The sequence below is a fragment of the Ruegeria sp. A3M17 genome (assembly GCF_003318255.1).
Taxonomy (GTDB): Bacteria; Pseudomonadota; Alphaproteobacteria; order Rhodobacterales; family Rhodobacteraceae; genus Ruegeria.
In genome coordinates this window covers 505,040-519,956 of sequence record NZ_QOCF01000014.1, presented here as the reverse complement: position 1 = coordinate 519,956, position 14,917 = coordinate 505,040, and the positions used below count along the sequence as shown (strand labels likewise).

The window sequence follows — 14,917 nt, the reverse complement described above, 5'->3', positions numbered from 1 at the left end:
AATCGCCTCGCCCGCTCCAGATACAAACCTCTCTGAACATGCTGGTTCTTTGTCTGGTGTTGCGGCATTCTCAAATGGCACGCAATCACGACAGAGGTCCGCTGATGCCCGAATATGTTATTCGCGCTTTGACTGAAGACGAAGTTCAAACGGCCGTCGATTGGGCCGGCCAGGAAGGCTGGAACCCGGGGCTACACGACGCGGTCTGCTTTCGCGGTTCCGACCCCGAAGGGTTTAAGGGCGGGTTCCTGGATGGGCAGATGATCGCGTCTGCGTCCGCCGTGAATTATGACGATAACTACTCGTTTTTAGGCTTTTATATCGTGCAACCCGAGTATCGCGGATCGGGATATGGGTTGCAGGTGGCCGAAGCGGTCAAAGCTCATTGTCAGCACCGGAACATGGGCATGGATGGCGTTGTCGAACAGCAGGACAACTACCGCAAGTTCGGGTTCAAGCTGGCCTATGACAATTACCGCTTCTCGGGCACAGTTGGTGAAATTCTAGACCAGTTGGGCCGGTCCCTTCACGATCAGATCACGCCCCTCAGCGCCCTGACGGATGAGCTGAAATCGTACGACCGGGGCTTGTTCCCTGCCCCGCGCGACACATTCCTTCACGCCTGGCTCGGTGCGCCCAGCCACGTCTCTCGCGTGTTCGAAGAAGATGGTCAGATCAAGGGCTATGCAACCCTGCGGCGATGTTTGAGCGGGTACAAGGTCGGCCCCCTATTTGCGAACAATCCTGAGAGCGCAGAGGCCCTTTTGGTGTCGCTGCTGGCGACACTTCCCGCCGATCAGATGGATGCGGAGGTCTTCATCGACATGCCCAATCCCAACGCGCAAGCCATGGCAATGGCGCAACAGTTGGGTTTGACCAAAGTTTTCGAAACTGGCCGCATGTATTCCAGCCACGCACCGGAGATTGATCTGGACCGGATTTACGGCATCACGACATTCGAACTGGGGTAATTTCATCCCACACTCGACATTCCAAAAGCGAAATTACAAAAAGGAAATCTACAGAATGCCCAGCGAAACCCAAAAGCGGTTGCTGCTTGAGATGTTTGAGAATCTGCCGGGCGTGGTTTTCATGCTTTTGTTCCGGGCCACGGATGATATGAGATTGGCCGGGTGGATCGGCACGGTTCTGGCCGCCTTGGTTTGCGTTACCTATGTCAGGAAAACGCTGCGTCCACAGCCCATTTTACTTGGTATCAATCTCTTCATGGTGGCGATCACGCCACTGATCGAATGCCTGATCTTGCTTGGCTATCGCGACACGGCGACGATTTTGACCGGGAATATCGCGACCCTCGTTCTTATGAGTGTATTCTTAACGGGTGTCGTTTTGACCTTGTTCAGAACGAACGGATTCCTGAACTATCAGACCAACGGGACAAAACAGAAAAACACGCACTCTGCCGTTTTGCTGATTGTCTGCGCTTTCGGTGTGGTTTGGTCGCAATTGGCCGGAGAAAACTATCTGGTCTCGCTTGGCATTCCGCTGATGGTATTGTTCGGTGTGCATCAGTTGCTCCGGGCAGGAACAACTGATCAGCAGGCGCGCAATGGCGCGATTTTGGTATGTGCTGCACCGCAAGGTTCGGTGTCCGACGCTTCGGCCTGACTCAGAACGCCTTGAAGGTCATAGTAGTCAGCGAACGCTCGATATTCGGGATCACAAGCAGGTTTTCATTGATGAAATGACCGACATCGTCGGTTTCAGGGATGTAGAGCTTGAGTAGCAGGTCATATTCGCCGCTGGTCGAGTAAAGCTCGGAGTGAATCTCGCGAAGCGCGATCTCTTCAGCGACCTTATAGGTGGTGCCGGGTGTGCAGCGGATCTGAATGAAAACGCAGGTGGACATGTTTTGGACCTGTTGATTGAGTTTCCGGCAGGCTGGCATGGCACGTCACCGGGCGCAATCCCCTGCAACAGATTGTAGTGAAAGCAACGCTTGGTCTGGATAAGCCGACCAATCCCCGTCTATAAGCGCGCCTGTAGCAAAAGGAATTCGCCCATGCGCAGCGCAAAGATCAGCCGTCAAACCGCCGAGACCGAGATTTCGGTCGAGGTCAATCTTGACGGAACCGGTACCTATGACAACCAAACCGGTGTTGGGTTCTTCGATCACATGCTGGACCAACTTGCGCGCCATTCGCTGATCGACATGACGATCCGCGCCAAGGGTGATTACCACATCGACGACCACCACACGGTTGAGGATACCGGCATCGCGCTGGGTCAGGCGCTGACGCAGGCCTTGGGCGACAAGAAAGGCATCCGTCGCTATGGCGAGTGCCACTTGCCCATGGATGACGCACAGGTGCGTTGCGCGCTAGACTTGTCCGCGCGTCCATTCCTGATCTGGAACGTGAACCTGCCGACCCCCAAGATCGGAAACTTCGACACCGAACTGGTGCGCGAGTTCTTTCAGGCGCTCAGCACCCATGGCGGCATCACGTTGCATATTGACCAATTGCACGGCTTCAACAGCCACCACATGGCCGAGGCCGCGTTTAAGGCCGTCGCGCGTGCGTTGCGTTTGGCGGTCGAAACCGATCCGCGCAAGGCGGACGCGATTCCGTCCACGAAGGGCGCGTTGTAGATGCTGACGGCCATTATCGACTACGAAAGTGGCAATCTGCACTCGGCCGAAAAGGCTTTTCAGCGCATGGCGCGCGAGATGGACGCGGGTGAAGTTGTCGTAACCTCGGACGCGGAGGTGGTTGCCCGCGCGGACCGGCTGGTTCTACCCGGTGACGGCGCTTTTCCCGCCTGCGCGAATGAGCTGCGCGGGCACAAAGGCATCTATGATGCGATGGCCGAAGCCGTCGAAAAGAAAGGCCGCCCCTTTCTGGGCATCTGCGTCGGCATGCAATTGATGGCTTCCAAGGGTCACGAATATCGCGAGACCGACGGTCTTGGCTGGGTTGCAGGTGATGTGGTGCGGATCGAGCCGTCAGATAGTGCGCTGAAAGTGCCGCATATGGGCTGGAACGATCTGGTTTTGGAAAGCGACCACCCGGTCTTTGCCGGGGCGCAATCAGGCGATCACGCCTATTTCGTGCACTCCTACCATTTCCGTGTCACCGATCCGGCGCAGCGTCTGGCCTTTGTGGATTATGGGCAGGAGGTCACGGCCGTGATCGGCCGCGACACAATGGTTGGGATGCAGTTTCACCCTGAGAAAAGTCAGGACGTGGGCCTGCGGATGATCGGGAACTTCCTGACCTGGACGCCCTGAGCGGTTACTGAACCCGGGTCCAATCCTGCCCGCGACACACCAGACCGCCCACAGCGCAGCCTTTGACAGTCAGCTTGTTCTGGCTGTCCAGTGTCATTTTCGAGCTGTAGGTCTTGTCCCGGTCTGGGGCCCAGATCTTACCGCCGCTATAGCTGCTGCCGCCATCGGGCACCATATCCCAGATGATCTGCTTGCCGAGGTTTTCATACTCCAGCTGTTCATTTCCGTCTTTGTCAAAGGCGGTGTCGATGGTGCCACAAATCGCGCTGCCGCATTCCGAAATCGAGACGTGAAGATAGCCGCCAGTATCACCTGGTTGGGTTTTCCAAAGTCCGTCAACCGGATCGGCTGCAAAAGCAGCGCTGGCCAATACCGCAAATCCGGCTGCAAATGTGAATGTCTTCATGATTTCCTCCCTTATTTCTGCTCAGTTTGGCCCGGTGAGGCAATTCCGGCAAGATTGACTTGGCGTCGCGTTGCATCCCCTGCCCCGCATGTGCGATATCCCGCGCGAACACTATTGATATAGGGCCGCCTGACATGATCCTCTACCCCGCCATCGACCTCAAAGACGGCCAGGCCGTGCGCCTGCTGCGCGGTGAAATGGATAAGGCTACTGTTTTCAACGACGACCCTGCAGCGCAAGCACGGGCCTTTGTCGATGCAGGGTGCGAATGGCTGCATTTGGTCGACCTGAACGGCGCGTTTGCTGGTGAACCCGTCAACGCAGCCCCGGTCGAGGCCATCCTAAAGGAATGCAACGTGCCCGCGCAGTTGGGTGGTGGCATTCGCGACATGGCCACGATCGAAACATGGATCGACAAAGGTCTGGCGCGCGTGATCCTGGGCACCGTGGCGGTCGAAAACCCCGATCTGGTGCGCGAGGCTGCCAAGGCGTTTCCGGGCAAAGTTGCTGTTGGCATCGATGCCCGCAACGGCATGGTGGCCACCAAGGGGTGGGCCGAAGAGACTAACGTGAAAGTCACCGATCTGGCCCGCAGTTTCGAGGACGCAGGCGTTGCGGCCATCATCTATACCGATATCAACCGCGACGGCGCGATGCAGGGCCCAAACATCCAGGCAACGGCAGATTTGGCCCGCGCGGTGTCAATCCCCGTCATCGCCTCGGGTGGGGTCAGTTCGGTGGATGATCTGATCGCCCTGCGTGATTGTGGCGTGGCATTGGATGGCGCAATTTCAGGCCGGGCGCTTTATGATGGCGCGATTGACCTTTCCGAGGCCATTCGCGCCTTAAGCTGATCACTCGGCCGCAACCGAAGTCAGCTTGGCAAGCGCGCCGCGCATCTTTTCGATGACAGGTGATTTTTCGACTTCGTCGAGCTCATCCATCGTCTCTTTGGGGTCCTCATAGGCCAGCCAGACCTGCCCGGTCTCATCTTCGTATGCCTGCACTTTGAGCGGCAGGAAAAGCCCGGCGCGCGGATCAATCTGCATCGCGGGTGTACCCAGTGCCGGGTTGCCAAAGATCAGAACCTGATTGGCGGGGATTGTCAGGCCAACCTTTTCCGCACCCGCTGCATGATCGACGCGGGCAAAGACGGTCGCGCCCGCATTGCCAACGGCAGCTTCCAGGGCGTCCATCGCCTCTTGCACAGATTTGTTTGTGTTTACCTTGATGATGTCGTCAGCCATGGCGGACATCGCCCCTCCAAAAGTCAAAATTGTTGCCAGTATCAGATTTCGCATATTGGGTTTCCTTCTGTAAATTTCATCCAAATTGTCTCAGCTTTTCGCGAACTTGCAATCACTTCTCCGGCATCGGCGAAGCCTTGCCGCGCACCCGTATCTCGCAGCTTTGCATCCCGCGCGGACCGTCCCGCATTTGAGAACAATAACCCATTTTGACAATTATTTTACCAAGCTTGGCCCAATCTTAGTCTTAATTCGCCTGTAGCAGATCAACAACGAACTCGAGCAGGGATTTCCACCGTGAGTATTACGAGCACAGAATATTCGAACAATTCTTGGTTCAGAATTGCGATCATATTCAGTTTTTGCACCACAGTTTTTGTCAGCGCTTCTCTTTTGTTTTTTGTTCAACCCCTGTTTGCCAAGCTGGTCCTGCCGCAAATCGGTGGCGCTCCTGCGGTTTGGACGACCGCTATGCTGTTCTTTCAGGTGGTTCTGATCGTCGGTTACATTTACGCCCATGTGCTGACGAAATGGATCCCCCTGCGCTGGCAGCTTGTGACTCACCTGGCACTTTGGGCGGCTGCACTGACATACCTGCCCCTCTCAATAAGCGACGGCTGGAGTTATGACGCATCCAGCTCGACCGCGCTGCAAACCCTTAAGTTGTTTGCCCTGGGCGTCGGCCTGCCATTTGCGGTTCTTTCTGCGAATGCGCCGTTGCTACAGGCATGGTATTCGCGATCCGGTGGGCCTTCGGCAGACGACCCCTATTTCCTATATAGCGCAAGTAACGTGGGCTCACTGCTGGCTCTTTTGGCCTTTCCTTTGCTGGCTGACCCCCTTCTGGGTGCCAGTGCGACCAGCAAAATTTGGTCCGTCGGTTTTGTCATTTTCGGTGGGTTGATGGCGACAAGTGGCCTTATTGCGCTGCGCGGATCGAACAGCGACCTTGCACCGATCGCGATTGAATTCGCGAGCAGCACCCCAAAGCTGAAGCAGATTGCAAAATGGATTGTGATCGCTTTTGTACCCTCATCCCTGATGCTTTCCTTTACCACGAAAGCCAGTACGGATCTGGGTTCAATCCCGCTTATCTGGGTTGTGCCTCTGGCAACTTACCTTCTTTCCTTCATTTTCGCCTTTGCGAAATTGAAAAGACTAAGTGCTAAATCTCTACACATTCCAATGATTTTGGCACTGGCGACAGGTGTAGTCTTGTTGTCCAACAAAATCGGCCACCATTCGGGCCCAATCGTCTTTTTGTTGTACGTCCCCGTACTGTTCGTAATCGCCCTGTATGCGCACAGGTTGCTCTACGAAATGAGGCCGCCAGCAGAACAGCTTACAGTGTTCTACATCGCGCTGTCGGTAGGCGGTGCATTCGGTGGATTGTTCAATTCCATCCTTGCTCCCTTGGCATTTGCCCAAGAAGTTGAGGCGCAACTGACATTGTTCTTGGCCAGCGGTTTGCTCTTGATCGGAAAAGGCGCAGTTACGCCCAGAAACCTGGCGATTGGCCTGATTGTCAGCTACCCGATCCTCCTTCTCTACGGCATGATCGATGGAGTTGATCTTATTGGAGACGGGCCGCTGCGCGCGGTTGTCGCAACCGCAATGCTGTTGGCTGCATTGATCCTGTTCCGCAATCAACCTGCACGTATCGTCACCATCATCGCGGCACTGATGCTGCCGGTCCTTTGGCCAGAAAAGGACTCGCTACTTCAGGATCGAAGCTTCTTTGGAACCCATAGGGTATACTCGGAAGCGGGCCTGAGAATTTATCAAAACGGGACCACTCTGCACGGTTTGCAATTGGAAACAAAATTTGGCGAAAAACCAACGCCGAAGTCATACTTCTATCCCAACGGTCCGATCGCTCAGGTCATAACATCCGACTTCGGACGTGACGCCGACAGCATCGGCATTATCGGCCTCGGAGTTGGAGCTTTGTCCTGCTACAAACTTCCATCACAGGAATGGGCCTTCTTTGAAATCGACGCCATGGTTGACCAAGTGGCGCGCGACCCATCCCTGTTCACCTACATCTCGGAATGTGCACCAAATTCGCCAACGCATCTTGGTGACGCTCGTATCGTCCTGGCGCAGACAGACTATACCTTTGATGTACTCGTTCTGGACGCCTACAGCTCTGACGCAATCCCCCTGCATCTGACAACTGAAGAAGCGGTGCGGATGTACATGGATCGACTGGTTGATGACGGGATTTTGGTTTTCCACATCACCAACCGCTACTACGACCTGGTCGACCCGCTGGCGCGCATTGCAGGCAAGCTTGGGCTTCATACCGCCAGTCAGTTTCATCAGATCGAACCGGACAGTAATGAACTTGGCGCGCACGAATCTCATGTGATGATTGCCAGCCAAGACCAGTCCAAGATCGACAGTTTTGTCGAGGGCGGAAAATGGCAGGCAGTGGTTTCTGATGGGGGTGAGCCGTGGACGGACGACAAGGCCAATCTTCTGTCCGCGCTCAAACTACTTAAGGACAAGCAACACACGAACTAACGGGGGCGTACGTTTGCCTGCAATCCGTAGCAGGCTGCCCTTAAACGCAATTGACCCCGCCATTTTCCGTGACGCGCCCTAACGGTACTGGAAAAGGCGGGGTTTTGCCGATACAGGTGCGCCAACAAAGGACGCCGGTATGCTGAAGACCCGTATCATTCCCTGTCTGGATGTCGCCGATGGCCGTGTTGTCAAAGGTGTCAATTTCGTTGGCCTGCGTGACGCGGGCGATCCTGTAGAGTCGGCCAAAGCCTATGACGCAGCAGGCGCAGATGAGATCTGTTTTCTGGACATTCACGCCACCCACGAAAACCGCGGCACCATGTTTGATGTGGTTCGACGCACAGCTGAACAGTGCTTTGTTCCGCTGACCGTCGGTGGAGGCGTCCGTACCAAAGACGACGTGCGCGCCCTGCTGTTAGCTGGCGCCGACAAGGTCAGCTTCAACTCGGCCGCTGTCGCCAATCCGGATGTCATCGCCGAAGCTGCAGACCAGTTCGGTAGCCAGTGTATTGTCTGTGCCATAGACGCCAAAACCGTCAGCCCGGGAAAATGGGAGATTTTCACCCATGGGGGTCGCAAATCGACCGGCATCGACGCGGTTGAGTTCGCCAAAACCGTTGTCGCCAAAGGGGCCGGAGAGATTCTGCTGACCTCAATGGACCGCGACGGCACCAAGGCAGGCTTCAATCTGCCGCTGACCCGCGCGATCTCGGACGCGGTGGACGTGCCGGTGATTGCCTCGGGCGGCGTAGGCAACCTGGACCATCTGGTCGAAGGTGTGACAGAGGGCAGGGCCAGTGCCGTACTGGCGGCTTCGATCTTTCACTTCGGCGAATACACCATCCGCGAGGCCAAGGAACACATGGCAGCGGCTGGCATCCCCATGAGGCTTACATGAACATCCTGCAAGATCTGGCCGCGACGATTGAGGCTCGCAAAGGGGCCGAGCCCGACTCCAGCTGGACCGCAAAACTGCTGTCCAAGGGACCTGAAAAATGTGCCGAGAAGTTTGGGGAAGAGGCCGTTGAGGCCATCATCGAAGCCGTCAAGGGCGATAGGGAAAAGCTGACCGCCGAGGCTGCGGATGTCCTCTATCACCTGCTGGTCATGCTGGCTGCGCGGGACGTGGCGCTGGATGACGTATTGGCCGAGTTGGCCCGACGTCAGGGCACAAGCGGCATCGCGGAAAAGGCATCGCGCCCAAAGACCTAAGCGCGGGTTCCGTCCTGCCGCCCTGCCCTGTATAGTCAGGGATCAGTGTGGGACCGACCGAGGAACGCGGGAATGACCAGGGCTCTGGCCAGTGTAATGGCTTTGCTTTCGCTTGTGATGATTACCGCGTGTTCGGCGCCGCCGCGCACGACCGGCGATGAAGTTCAAAGACTGGCAACGGAAATCCGCAGCCTTGGTCCCGACATCGACCCCGAAGAAGCCGACCGCGCGGCCCGCATCGCTTATTCCTATACCGCGCAGCTGGTTCAGGAATACGAAATCACCGACCCTCCGCTCATCCACAATGCCAAGGTCAACAAGGGTCTACGCCCGCGCGGGCTGTGTTGGCATTGGGCCGAGGATATCGAACGCCGGCTGAAGAAAGAGAACTTCCTGACGCTGGATTTGCACCGCGCGATAGCAAATGCGGACAATCAGTTCAGAATCGACCACAGCACGGCCATCATCAGCCGCAAGGGTGAGACGATGTATGACGGCGTGGTGCTGGACCCATGGCGGTACGGAGGCGTGCTGTTCTGGTCGCCCCTGGTGGAAGACACCAAGTATGAATGGGTGCCCCGCAGCGTTGTTCTGGAGAAGCGCCGGCAAGAACAATACGGGCAATTGCTGCCCTATGTCGGCGGCTAACCTTCACAGCCTGGAAGAAATCACTCCGGTAGCGAATCCACCCATGCGCAGCTCACCAAACAGGCGCTGATATTCGATTTTAGGGCAACGGTTCATCACCACATCCACGCCGCGCGCTTGTGCTTTGGCTGCGGCTTCGGGGTGTTCAACGCCGATCTGCATCCAGATCGTGGGTAGGTCGGGAAAAAAAGACAATGCCTCGTCGACTATTGGCGGAACGGCCTCGGACCGGCGAAAGATGTCAACCATATCTACCGGCTGAGTAATCTCAGACAATGACGCGCGGACGGTCTGGCCAAAAAGTAACTTCCCGGCATGACCTGGGTTCACCGGGATCACCGTGTATCCCTTAAGCGAAAGATACCGCGCGACATAATAGCTGGGCCGCACCGGGTTCATCGAAACGCCCACCACAGCAATCACCTTTGTGCGACGCAGGATGTCTTTCAGGAATGGGTCTGTGTAATTCGCCATGCGGCCACCCTAGACGCCACCCAAAAAAGAAAAAAGCGCTCAGGTCGAACCTGAGCGCCAGTTGTTGGAACGAGGGACAGTGAAATGACCCGCGGCAGTTCCGTTCCGCGGTCACTGTGACATTTAGGCATAAGTTCAGAGAAAAAAAGAGGGGCGTCGCATTTTTGTGATGACAGATCGAAGAAAGCGAGAATTTGCCTAGTCTTGATACAGAACCACAGGCCAGTTTTCCTCGGCCATGTGAATGTATTCTGCACGATCTCCGCGCCAGAGCTGTTCAATCTCAGGCGAGTGGGTCAGGTACAGCCGGCCTTCCACCATGTCCCAAAGCATCGGATCGGTGCTTTTTAAGATACCTTGCGCCATGGCATAGGCGCAGTAGCCCCCGAACTGAGGGGAAAAGGCGCGAGGATTGCTTTCAAACAGATCGCGATTCTCGGCTGAGGCGAAATGCCACTCAGCCCCTTTCCAGATCACAGAATATTCTGGCAAACCCCGTACCGGCGTTTCCTCAAGAAAATAGGAGACAGGGTCGTAGCCGGCCATGACGGCGCCGTCCGCCTCATAGAAAACGGGCATGTCCTGTGCATGAGCGGCAGGAAGAAGGGCAACGGCGGCGAACGCGCCAAGTATGAAACGTCTGATTGGCATCACGTACTCAGGATTACAAATTCAGGGTATCAAAATGCAATCTTTTGTCGCGCGAAACACCCCTATTAACGCGGTTGTGAACGCTCGTGTCGCTTTATCTTGCGTCAGTCAAAGATATCCTCGACCACATCCCATGCTTCATCAATGACGCGCGCAAAAATCCCCTTTTTCTTCTTTCTCTTTTTGGACTGGTATGCGGTGGCCGTCTTGTAGCTATCGCGCTTAGGCTTGTCATTGCTCAGCTTGCGCTTGGGAACCATCTTGAGGTCATGCAAAGGGGCACCGCAGTTAGAACAGCTGAGTTCGTGGCGATGCTTCCCCTTCAGAACCAACGCAGCGCGCGTTCCGCAATAACAGCAAGTGGCGATTTTGGTCGGGCTGGTAATGGCTCTCTCCTGTCTATCGATGCCTTGAAGCATATAAGGCAATTGCGGCAGCATTTGAGACGTTAAGAGAACCAAACCCACCGGATGCGTCGATCTTCACCAGTTGATTGACAGTTTCCTTGGTCTTTTGTCGCAGGCCGGGCCCTTCGGCCCCCAACACCAGCGCGACAGGTTGGTCCAGCGTGCCGCCCAACGCCGTCTCGATGGTTTGTTCGGCCTCACCGTCCAGACCCAACACCAGAAAGCCCATGTTCTGCAGCTCAACAATGGTATCCGCCAGATTGCGCACACGCAGATAAGGCTGACGCTCCAGCGCTCCGCTGGCGGTTTTGGCCAGCGCGCCCGTCTCCGGTGCCGAATGGTGTCGCGTACCGATCACGGCACTGGCCCCAAGCACTTCGGCCGAGCGGAGAATCGCCCCAACATTGTGCGGGTCAGTGACGCGGTCCAACAGAATGATCCTGGGATGCTCACGCCCGATACAGTTTTCAGCCAGCCCGCCCCAATCCAGCGGCTTGACCTCAAGCGCGGCCCCCTGATGAACCGAACCCGGATCAATAGGAGCGGTAAACTTCCGCGGATCGACCATTTCGGCCTCGATCCCTGCAAATTCAATCGCTTCTGCCAGTTTATCCTGGGCATTCCGCGTCACAACAAGACGGAGTTTCTGCCTGTTCGGGTTCATCAAAGCATCCCGAACGGCATGCAAACCGAACAGCCATACGGTTTCAGCCGCCGCAGCCTTGCGCGCCTGTTCCTTTTCAACGACCCACTTGGGTTTCTTCATTTCTTGGGCCTCCGGGCCGGGAATTCGGTTTCCTGCGTCAAAGCCAAATTTTCCTGTTGACGCTTCTTCAAGGCGCTAGTAATCACGCCTCCACGTCAGGTGCAACGCCTGACAGTGGGCGACAGGCCGCAAGGTGTGGCAGGGGACTGTAACTCCCTCGCGGAGACGCACGCCTGGTTCGATTCCAGGGTCGCCCACCACTTTCCAATCATATGCAGATCACTCAATCAAAGCACTTTTGCTCGCAACGGCCTTCGATTGCGTACCTCTGTTGCATTTTCTTGACATAAGCTGGGCGCTATGAACCTGAGGCACGCCGTTGAAACCCAATTTTCGGCAACGCAGCCTAATTGGGCAGGCACGGCCATTCGCTAACCACCTGCCCGCCTCGGACGGCAAGCATGGTGCCGAACTGATTCAGCACAGCCTCGCTTTGACAAGGGCGCAGCAGGGCGATGTCGCCCGGCGATACGTCTGCCATTCGCGGGCCTGTCCACACTTCCTGATTGCTAGAACGTCCGAAGACCGCTGAGTAACCAAACCCTGCTGGGAAAACCGGCTGGGCAAGGAAGTGGCCGCCAAAGATCGCAATATCTGTTTTTTGTCGCGGCAAGAACTCCAGACCCGGCAATGCGTTACCCGGCATAACTTTAAGAACCGGCGTCGCGATGAACGCGGCTGACTCAAACGCCCGCGTCGTGGCGTGGTCAAAATCGCCGGGCTTTACCAGGACCGAGCCGAATGCGACCTCATTCGCGGACCCCTCGGCAAGGTAGGATTGAAAGGTCAGGCTGCCGCCTGTGTTTAGACACAGCTCATCCTCGACATGCGGCAATGCGGCGACGGCTGTGTTGAACGCATCTGCGCTGGCCCGCGCCGCGCGGTTGCGCAGAATGCCGGACAGTTTCGCCAAATGCGCCTCGTACCCCATGACCCCGGCAAGCTGCCCGTATGGGTGCGCCATTATTTGTTGGGCAAGTTCTGCGACATTCTGAGAATTTAGCCCGCCACGGTGCAGGCCGATATCCAGCTCCAAAGACAAACGCAGTGACGTCTGGCGATCTGAAGCCAACGCCAGATATTCCCCAAGCCGAGCTGGGGTGTCGATCAACCATTGAACGCGCCTTGCCGCGTCGTGATTGGTGGTCAGTAGCCTTGCAGCCGTACTGACGGGCAAGGGCTTTCCGATCAGATGGTCCGTATCGGGTTCGGCCGTCAAAAGCGCCAGCAACATCGGTTCGGAAAACGTCATCAGGCCAGAGGTCGAGATGCGCTCGCGAATGAAATCCAACAAAGGAAGACAGGGCAGGGACTTGGCGACCAGCCTGCGGGCCAGCCCAGCGTCAGCAACCCTGTTCGCGACAACACAATTGGCGTCCAACAAGTCCAGGTCCACTACGACGACGGGCTTGTCGACCCCGTGTGATCGCAGAACATTTGACAGAGCTTTCTGGGCTGCTGCGTTCATGGTCGAAACAACCGAGCAAGCGAGGGCGTCAAAAATTTACCCTGTGGATCGAGTTGTTCGCGCAATGCGCAAAACCGGTCGAAATCCGGGTACATCCCGGACAGTTCTTTGTAAGTCATACTGTGCATCTTGCCCCAATGAGGACGGCCCCCTGCTTCGACAAAAAGCGGCTCAATGGCTTGGAAATACCGCTTATGATCCTCGGCTGCGTCGGTGTGGATAGCGACCGAGATGCGCGGCCCACCCTGGAACGGAGACAGACAGGCCGTGTCGCCTGCGGTCTGGCGCACCTCGATCGGAAAGTAGATGTCTTTGTGGTCGCGATGCAGGCGTTTCAGAACCTCTTGCAGAACATCCCCAGCCACATCTGGAGGCAGATGGTATTCCATTTCCTTGAAACGAATATGCCGGTCGCTACACAAAACCCGCCAGCTTTCGCCGACATAATCCTCGTCCGACTGCGCAAGCGTCAGTAGCTTGAGAATCGCACGGCGCAACCCTTCGCTGATCCGCCCTGCGCTGCGTGCAAGTTTCAGTACTTTTACAGCGATCATATCCAAATCGCGCGGTGCTTTGCTTTCGGAGGCATCAGTTATGGCGTGACGAAGCTCGACAGTTTTTCCGGTAAACGGGATGCAGAAGAATTCGAAATTCCGGTTCTCTGCCCATTTCTGGTGCATCGTGGCCAGACTCTCCTCGACCGAGGCAAGCTGAACCTGCCGACGTAAGTCATACTTTGGCACGACCCTGATCTGCGCTTCGGTCAGAACGCCCAGCATCCCCAAACTGACCTGTACCATCTCAAGCGGGATATCATCCGTGGTCAGAACATCACCGCTTGCCCCGACCATTCGGGCAGCGGTGACTTCTGCCGCAAGGCAGGGAAGTTCGCGCCCGGTCCCATGCGTCGCGGTCGACACCGCACCAGCCAGAGATTGCGCGTTGATATCCCCAAGGTTGCGGAACGCCAGCCCCTTGTCCGCCAGTGCCGGTGACAGATCCCGCAACCGCGCATTGGTGTTAACCCACACCCGATCCTGCCGGGCATCGCCAAGCGTTGGCAGGCCCAAATCCGACAAGTCCACGATCCGTTCACCACCGGCCACGATCGGCGTAAATGAATGCCCCGCACCCAAGATCCGCAGGCTTTGGGGCTGCGCAATTTCTTTTTGCAGTTCGGCAATCGACGTCGGGCGCGCTATTGGCGTATCCGTTCGCTGGTTTCCGGCCCAGTTGGTCCACATGCACTGTCTCCTCCGAGAAAGAGGATTGCAGCACAGGCGACACGAAACAAGTTAGGAAAACAGAAGCTTACCCGACGGGATCTTTGTCAGGCCGCGGCCTCACGTTGCGCAGTGACGCGGTCGAACCATGCAATGATGCTTTCAGGATCAGGTGCGATCTGTTCGGCAGCACCACCAGTGAACGCGTCGAATTTTTCTTTGTTCAGACCGTTCACACCAACAAGGACGGGAACATCCAGCGCCAGAGCTTCGGCAATCACGGGGCGGAATCCACGCCCGTCAGCCTCATGCTTGCCGAATTTGTTGATGATCAGCAATTGGGGCGCATCGGCCAGCGAAGACGTCACATATCCTACGGCCTGTTCCAACGCAGCAGGATCCAGACGGCAACCGCGCGACTGTTCACCGAGGGATTGAGAGATGCGAATGGTCTCTCCCTCGGGCAGAACGCGAACATCCATGTCACACTTGCTGCTATCCGCGCATTCGGTGTTGGTTTGCACCACCCCCGCAAGGCTCGCGCCCTTCGCGAGCAGGTGTTCGGCAACCGCGCTTAACAGGCGGTCGGTTGCGCCGCGGTCGGTGGTAGTAACATAGGCCAGATGCATCCAAGGA

19 protein-coding genes and 1 tRNA gene are annotated in these 14,917 nt (G+C 56.5%); 10 read left to right on the top strand and 10 right to left on the bottom strand.

The genetic code is table 11. The annotated features are described in order from the left end of the window. Together DS906_RS10015 and DS906_RS10010 are read left to right on the top strand one after the other, a co-directional pair. Window positions 1-971, top strand: a 971-nt coding sequence (locus tag DS906_RS10015) for a GNAT family N-acetyltransferase (RefSeq protein ID WP_369934521.1), incomplete at its 5' end; no start/stop codon positions are given. A gap of 55 nt (window positions 972-1,026) precedes the next feature. After that, window positions 1,027-1,629 carry a hypothetical protein gene (locus DS906_RS10010; RefSeq protein ID WP_113790005.1) on the top strand — a complete coding sequence of 201 codons (603 nt, stop codon included), beginning with the start codon at window positions 1,027-1,029 and terminating at the stop codon, window positions 1,627-1,629. A 1-nt stretch (window position 1,630) separates the two neighbouring features. On the opposite strand, the gene DS906_RS10005 is transcribed toward DS906_RS10010, so the two are convergent. Next, entirely contained in the window at window positions 1,631-1,870 is a 240-nt protein-coding gene (locus DS906_RS10005) for an Lrp/AsnC family transcriptional regulator (protein WP_058274459.1), read from the bottom strand. A gap of 153 nt (window positions 1,871-2,023) precedes the next feature. Here DS906_RS10005 and hisB point away from each other — a divergent pair, with 153 nt between their 5' ends. Further along, entirely contained in the window at window positions 2,024-2,611 is a 588-nt protein-coding gene (gene hisB / locus DS906_RS10000; protein ID WP_113790004.1) for an imidazoleglycerol-phosphate dehydratase HisB, read from the top strand. Further along, complete coding sequence (gene hisH, locus DS906_RS09995; RefSeq protein ID WP_113790003.1) at window positions 2,612-3,250, top strand: imidazole glycerol phosphate synthase subunit HisH; 639 nt, start codon at window positions 2,612-2,614, stop codon at window positions 3,248-3,250. Between the two features lie 4 nt (window positions 3,251-3,254). Here the strand turns inward: hisH and DS906_RS09990 are convergent, their stop codons facing one another. Beyond that, window positions 3,255-3,656, bottom strand: a complete 402-nt coding sequence (locus DS906_RS09990) for a DUF2147 domain-containing protein (protein ID WP_113790002.1) — start codon at window positions 3,654-3,656, stop codon at window positions 3,255-3,257. Window positions 3,657-3,790: 134 nt separating this feature from the next. Here DS906_RS09990 and hisA point away from each other — a divergent pair, with 134 nt between their 5' ends. Continuing rightward, window positions 3,791-4,510, top strand: a complete 720-nt coding sequence (gene hisA, locus DS906_RS09985; RefSeq protein ID WP_113790001.1) for a 1-(5-phosphoribosyl)-5-[(5-phosphoribosylamino)methylideneamino]imidazole-4-carboxamide isomerase — start codon at window positions 3,791-3,793, stop codon at window positions 4,508-4,510. Here the strand turns inward: hisA and DS906_RS09980 are convergent, their stop codons facing one another. Next, on the bottom strand, window positions 4,511-4,957 hold the full coding sequence (locus DS906_RS09980) for a DUF302 domain-containing protein (RefSeq protein WP_058274315.1): 447 nt from the start codon (window positions 4,955-4,957) through the stop codon (window positions 4,511-4,513). A 339-nt stretch (window positions 4,958-5,296) separates the two neighbouring features. Between DS906_RS09980 and DS906_RS09975 the strand changes: the two genes are divergently transcribed. The 4 genes from DS906_RS09975 (at window position 5,297) to DS906_RS09960 (ending at window position 9,292) form a co-directional block, all read left to right on the top strand. Continuing rightward, window positions 5,297-7,429: a fused MFS/spermidine synthase gene (locus tag DS906_RS09975; RefSeq protein ID WP_233494748.1), complete on the top strand. Its 2,133-nt coding sequence runs from the start codon at window positions 5,297-5,299 to the stop codon at window positions 7,427-7,429. Window positions 7,430-7,568: 139 nt separating this feature from the next. Further along, the gene (hisF, locus tag DS906_RS09970) at window positions 7,569-8,330 is read left to right on the top strand and encodes an imidazole glycerol phosphate synthase subunit HisF (RefSeq protein WP_113790000.1); all 762 of its coding nucleotides are present in this window, start codon (window positions 7,569-7,571) and stop codon (window positions 8,328-8,330) included. Continuing rightward, window positions 8,327-8,644: a phosphoribosyl-ATP diphosphatase gene (locus DS906_RS09965; RefSeq protein ID WP_113789999.1), complete on the top strand. Its 318-nt coding sequence runs from the start codon at window positions 8,327-8,329 to the stop codon at window positions 8,642-8,644. Before hisF ends, DS906_RS09965 begins: the two co-directional genes overlap by 4 nt. Window positions 8,645-8,716: 72 nt before the next feature. Then, window positions 8,717-9,292 (top strand): hypothetical protein, encoded by a 576-nt coding sequence (locus DS906_RS09960; protein WP_113789998.1) that lies wholly within the window; start codon window positions 8,717-8,719, stop codon window positions 9,290-9,292. 3 nt (window positions 9,293-9,295) lie between these two features. Here the strand turns inward: DS906_RS09960 and DS906_RS09955 are convergent, their stop codons facing one another. The 4 genes from DS906_RS09955 to rlmB form a co-directional block, all read right to left on the bottom strand. Next, complete coding sequence (locus DS906_RS09955; protein ID WP_113789997.1) at window positions 9,296-9,766, bottom strand: CoA-binding protein; 471 nt, start codon at window positions 9,764-9,766, stop codon at window positions 9,296-9,298. A gap of 198 nt (window positions 9,767-9,964) precedes the next feature. Further along, on the bottom strand, window positions 9,965-10,417 hold the full coding sequence (locus DS906_RS09950; RefSeq protein ID WP_199528524.1) for a YHS domain-containing (seleno)protein: 453 nt from the start codon (window positions 10,415-10,417) through the stop codon (window positions 9,965-9,967). Window positions 10,418-10,521: 104 nt separating this feature from the next. Beyond that, a complete protein-coding gene (locus DS906_RS09945; protein WP_199528536.1) occupies window positions 10,522-10,836 on the bottom strand; it encodes a hypothetical protein in 315 nt (104 codons plus the stop codon). Then, a complete protein-coding gene (gene rlmB, locus DS906_RS09940; protein WP_113789996.1) occupies window positions 10,817-11,590 on the bottom strand; it encodes a 23S rRNA (guanosine(2251)-2'-O)-methyltransferase RlmB in 774 nt (257 codons plus the stop codon). The genes DS906_RS09945 and rlmB overlap by 20 nt, the downstream gene beginning before the upstream one ends. Before the next feature lie 116 nt (window positions 11,591-11,706). Here rlmB and DS906_RS22195 point away from each other — a divergent pair. Further along, window positions 11,707-11,790 (top strand) — tRNA-Tyr (locus tag DS906_RS22195). 146 nt (window positions 11,791-11,936) lie between these two features. Here the strand turns inward: DS906_RS22195 and DS906_RS09935 are convergent. The 3 genes from DS906_RS09935 to DS906_RS09925 form a co-directional block, all read right to left on the bottom strand. Continuing rightward, on the bottom strand, window positions 11,937-13,058 hold the full coding sequence (locus tag DS906_RS09935; protein WP_113789995.1) for an alanine racemase: 1,122 nt from the start codon (window positions 13,056-13,058) through the stop codon (window positions 11,937-11,939). Beyond that, the gene (locus DS906_RS09930) at window positions 13,055-14,302 is read right to left on the bottom strand and encodes a D-arabinono-1,4-lactone oxidase (protein ID WP_113789994.1); all 1,248 of its coding nucleotides are present in this window, start codon (window positions 14,300-14,302) and stop codon (window positions 13,055-13,057) included. The genes DS906_RS09935 and DS906_RS09930 overlap by 4 nt, the downstream gene beginning before the upstream one ends. An 86-nt stretch (window positions 14,303-14,388) precedes the next feature. Then, complete coding sequence (locus tag DS906_RS09925; RefSeq protein ID WP_108859421.1) at window positions 14,389-14,910, bottom strand: DUF2478 domain-containing protein; 522 nt, start codon at window positions 14,908-14,910, stop codon at window positions 14,389-14,391. Between the last annotated feature and the right edge of the window lie 7 nt (window positions 14,911-14,917).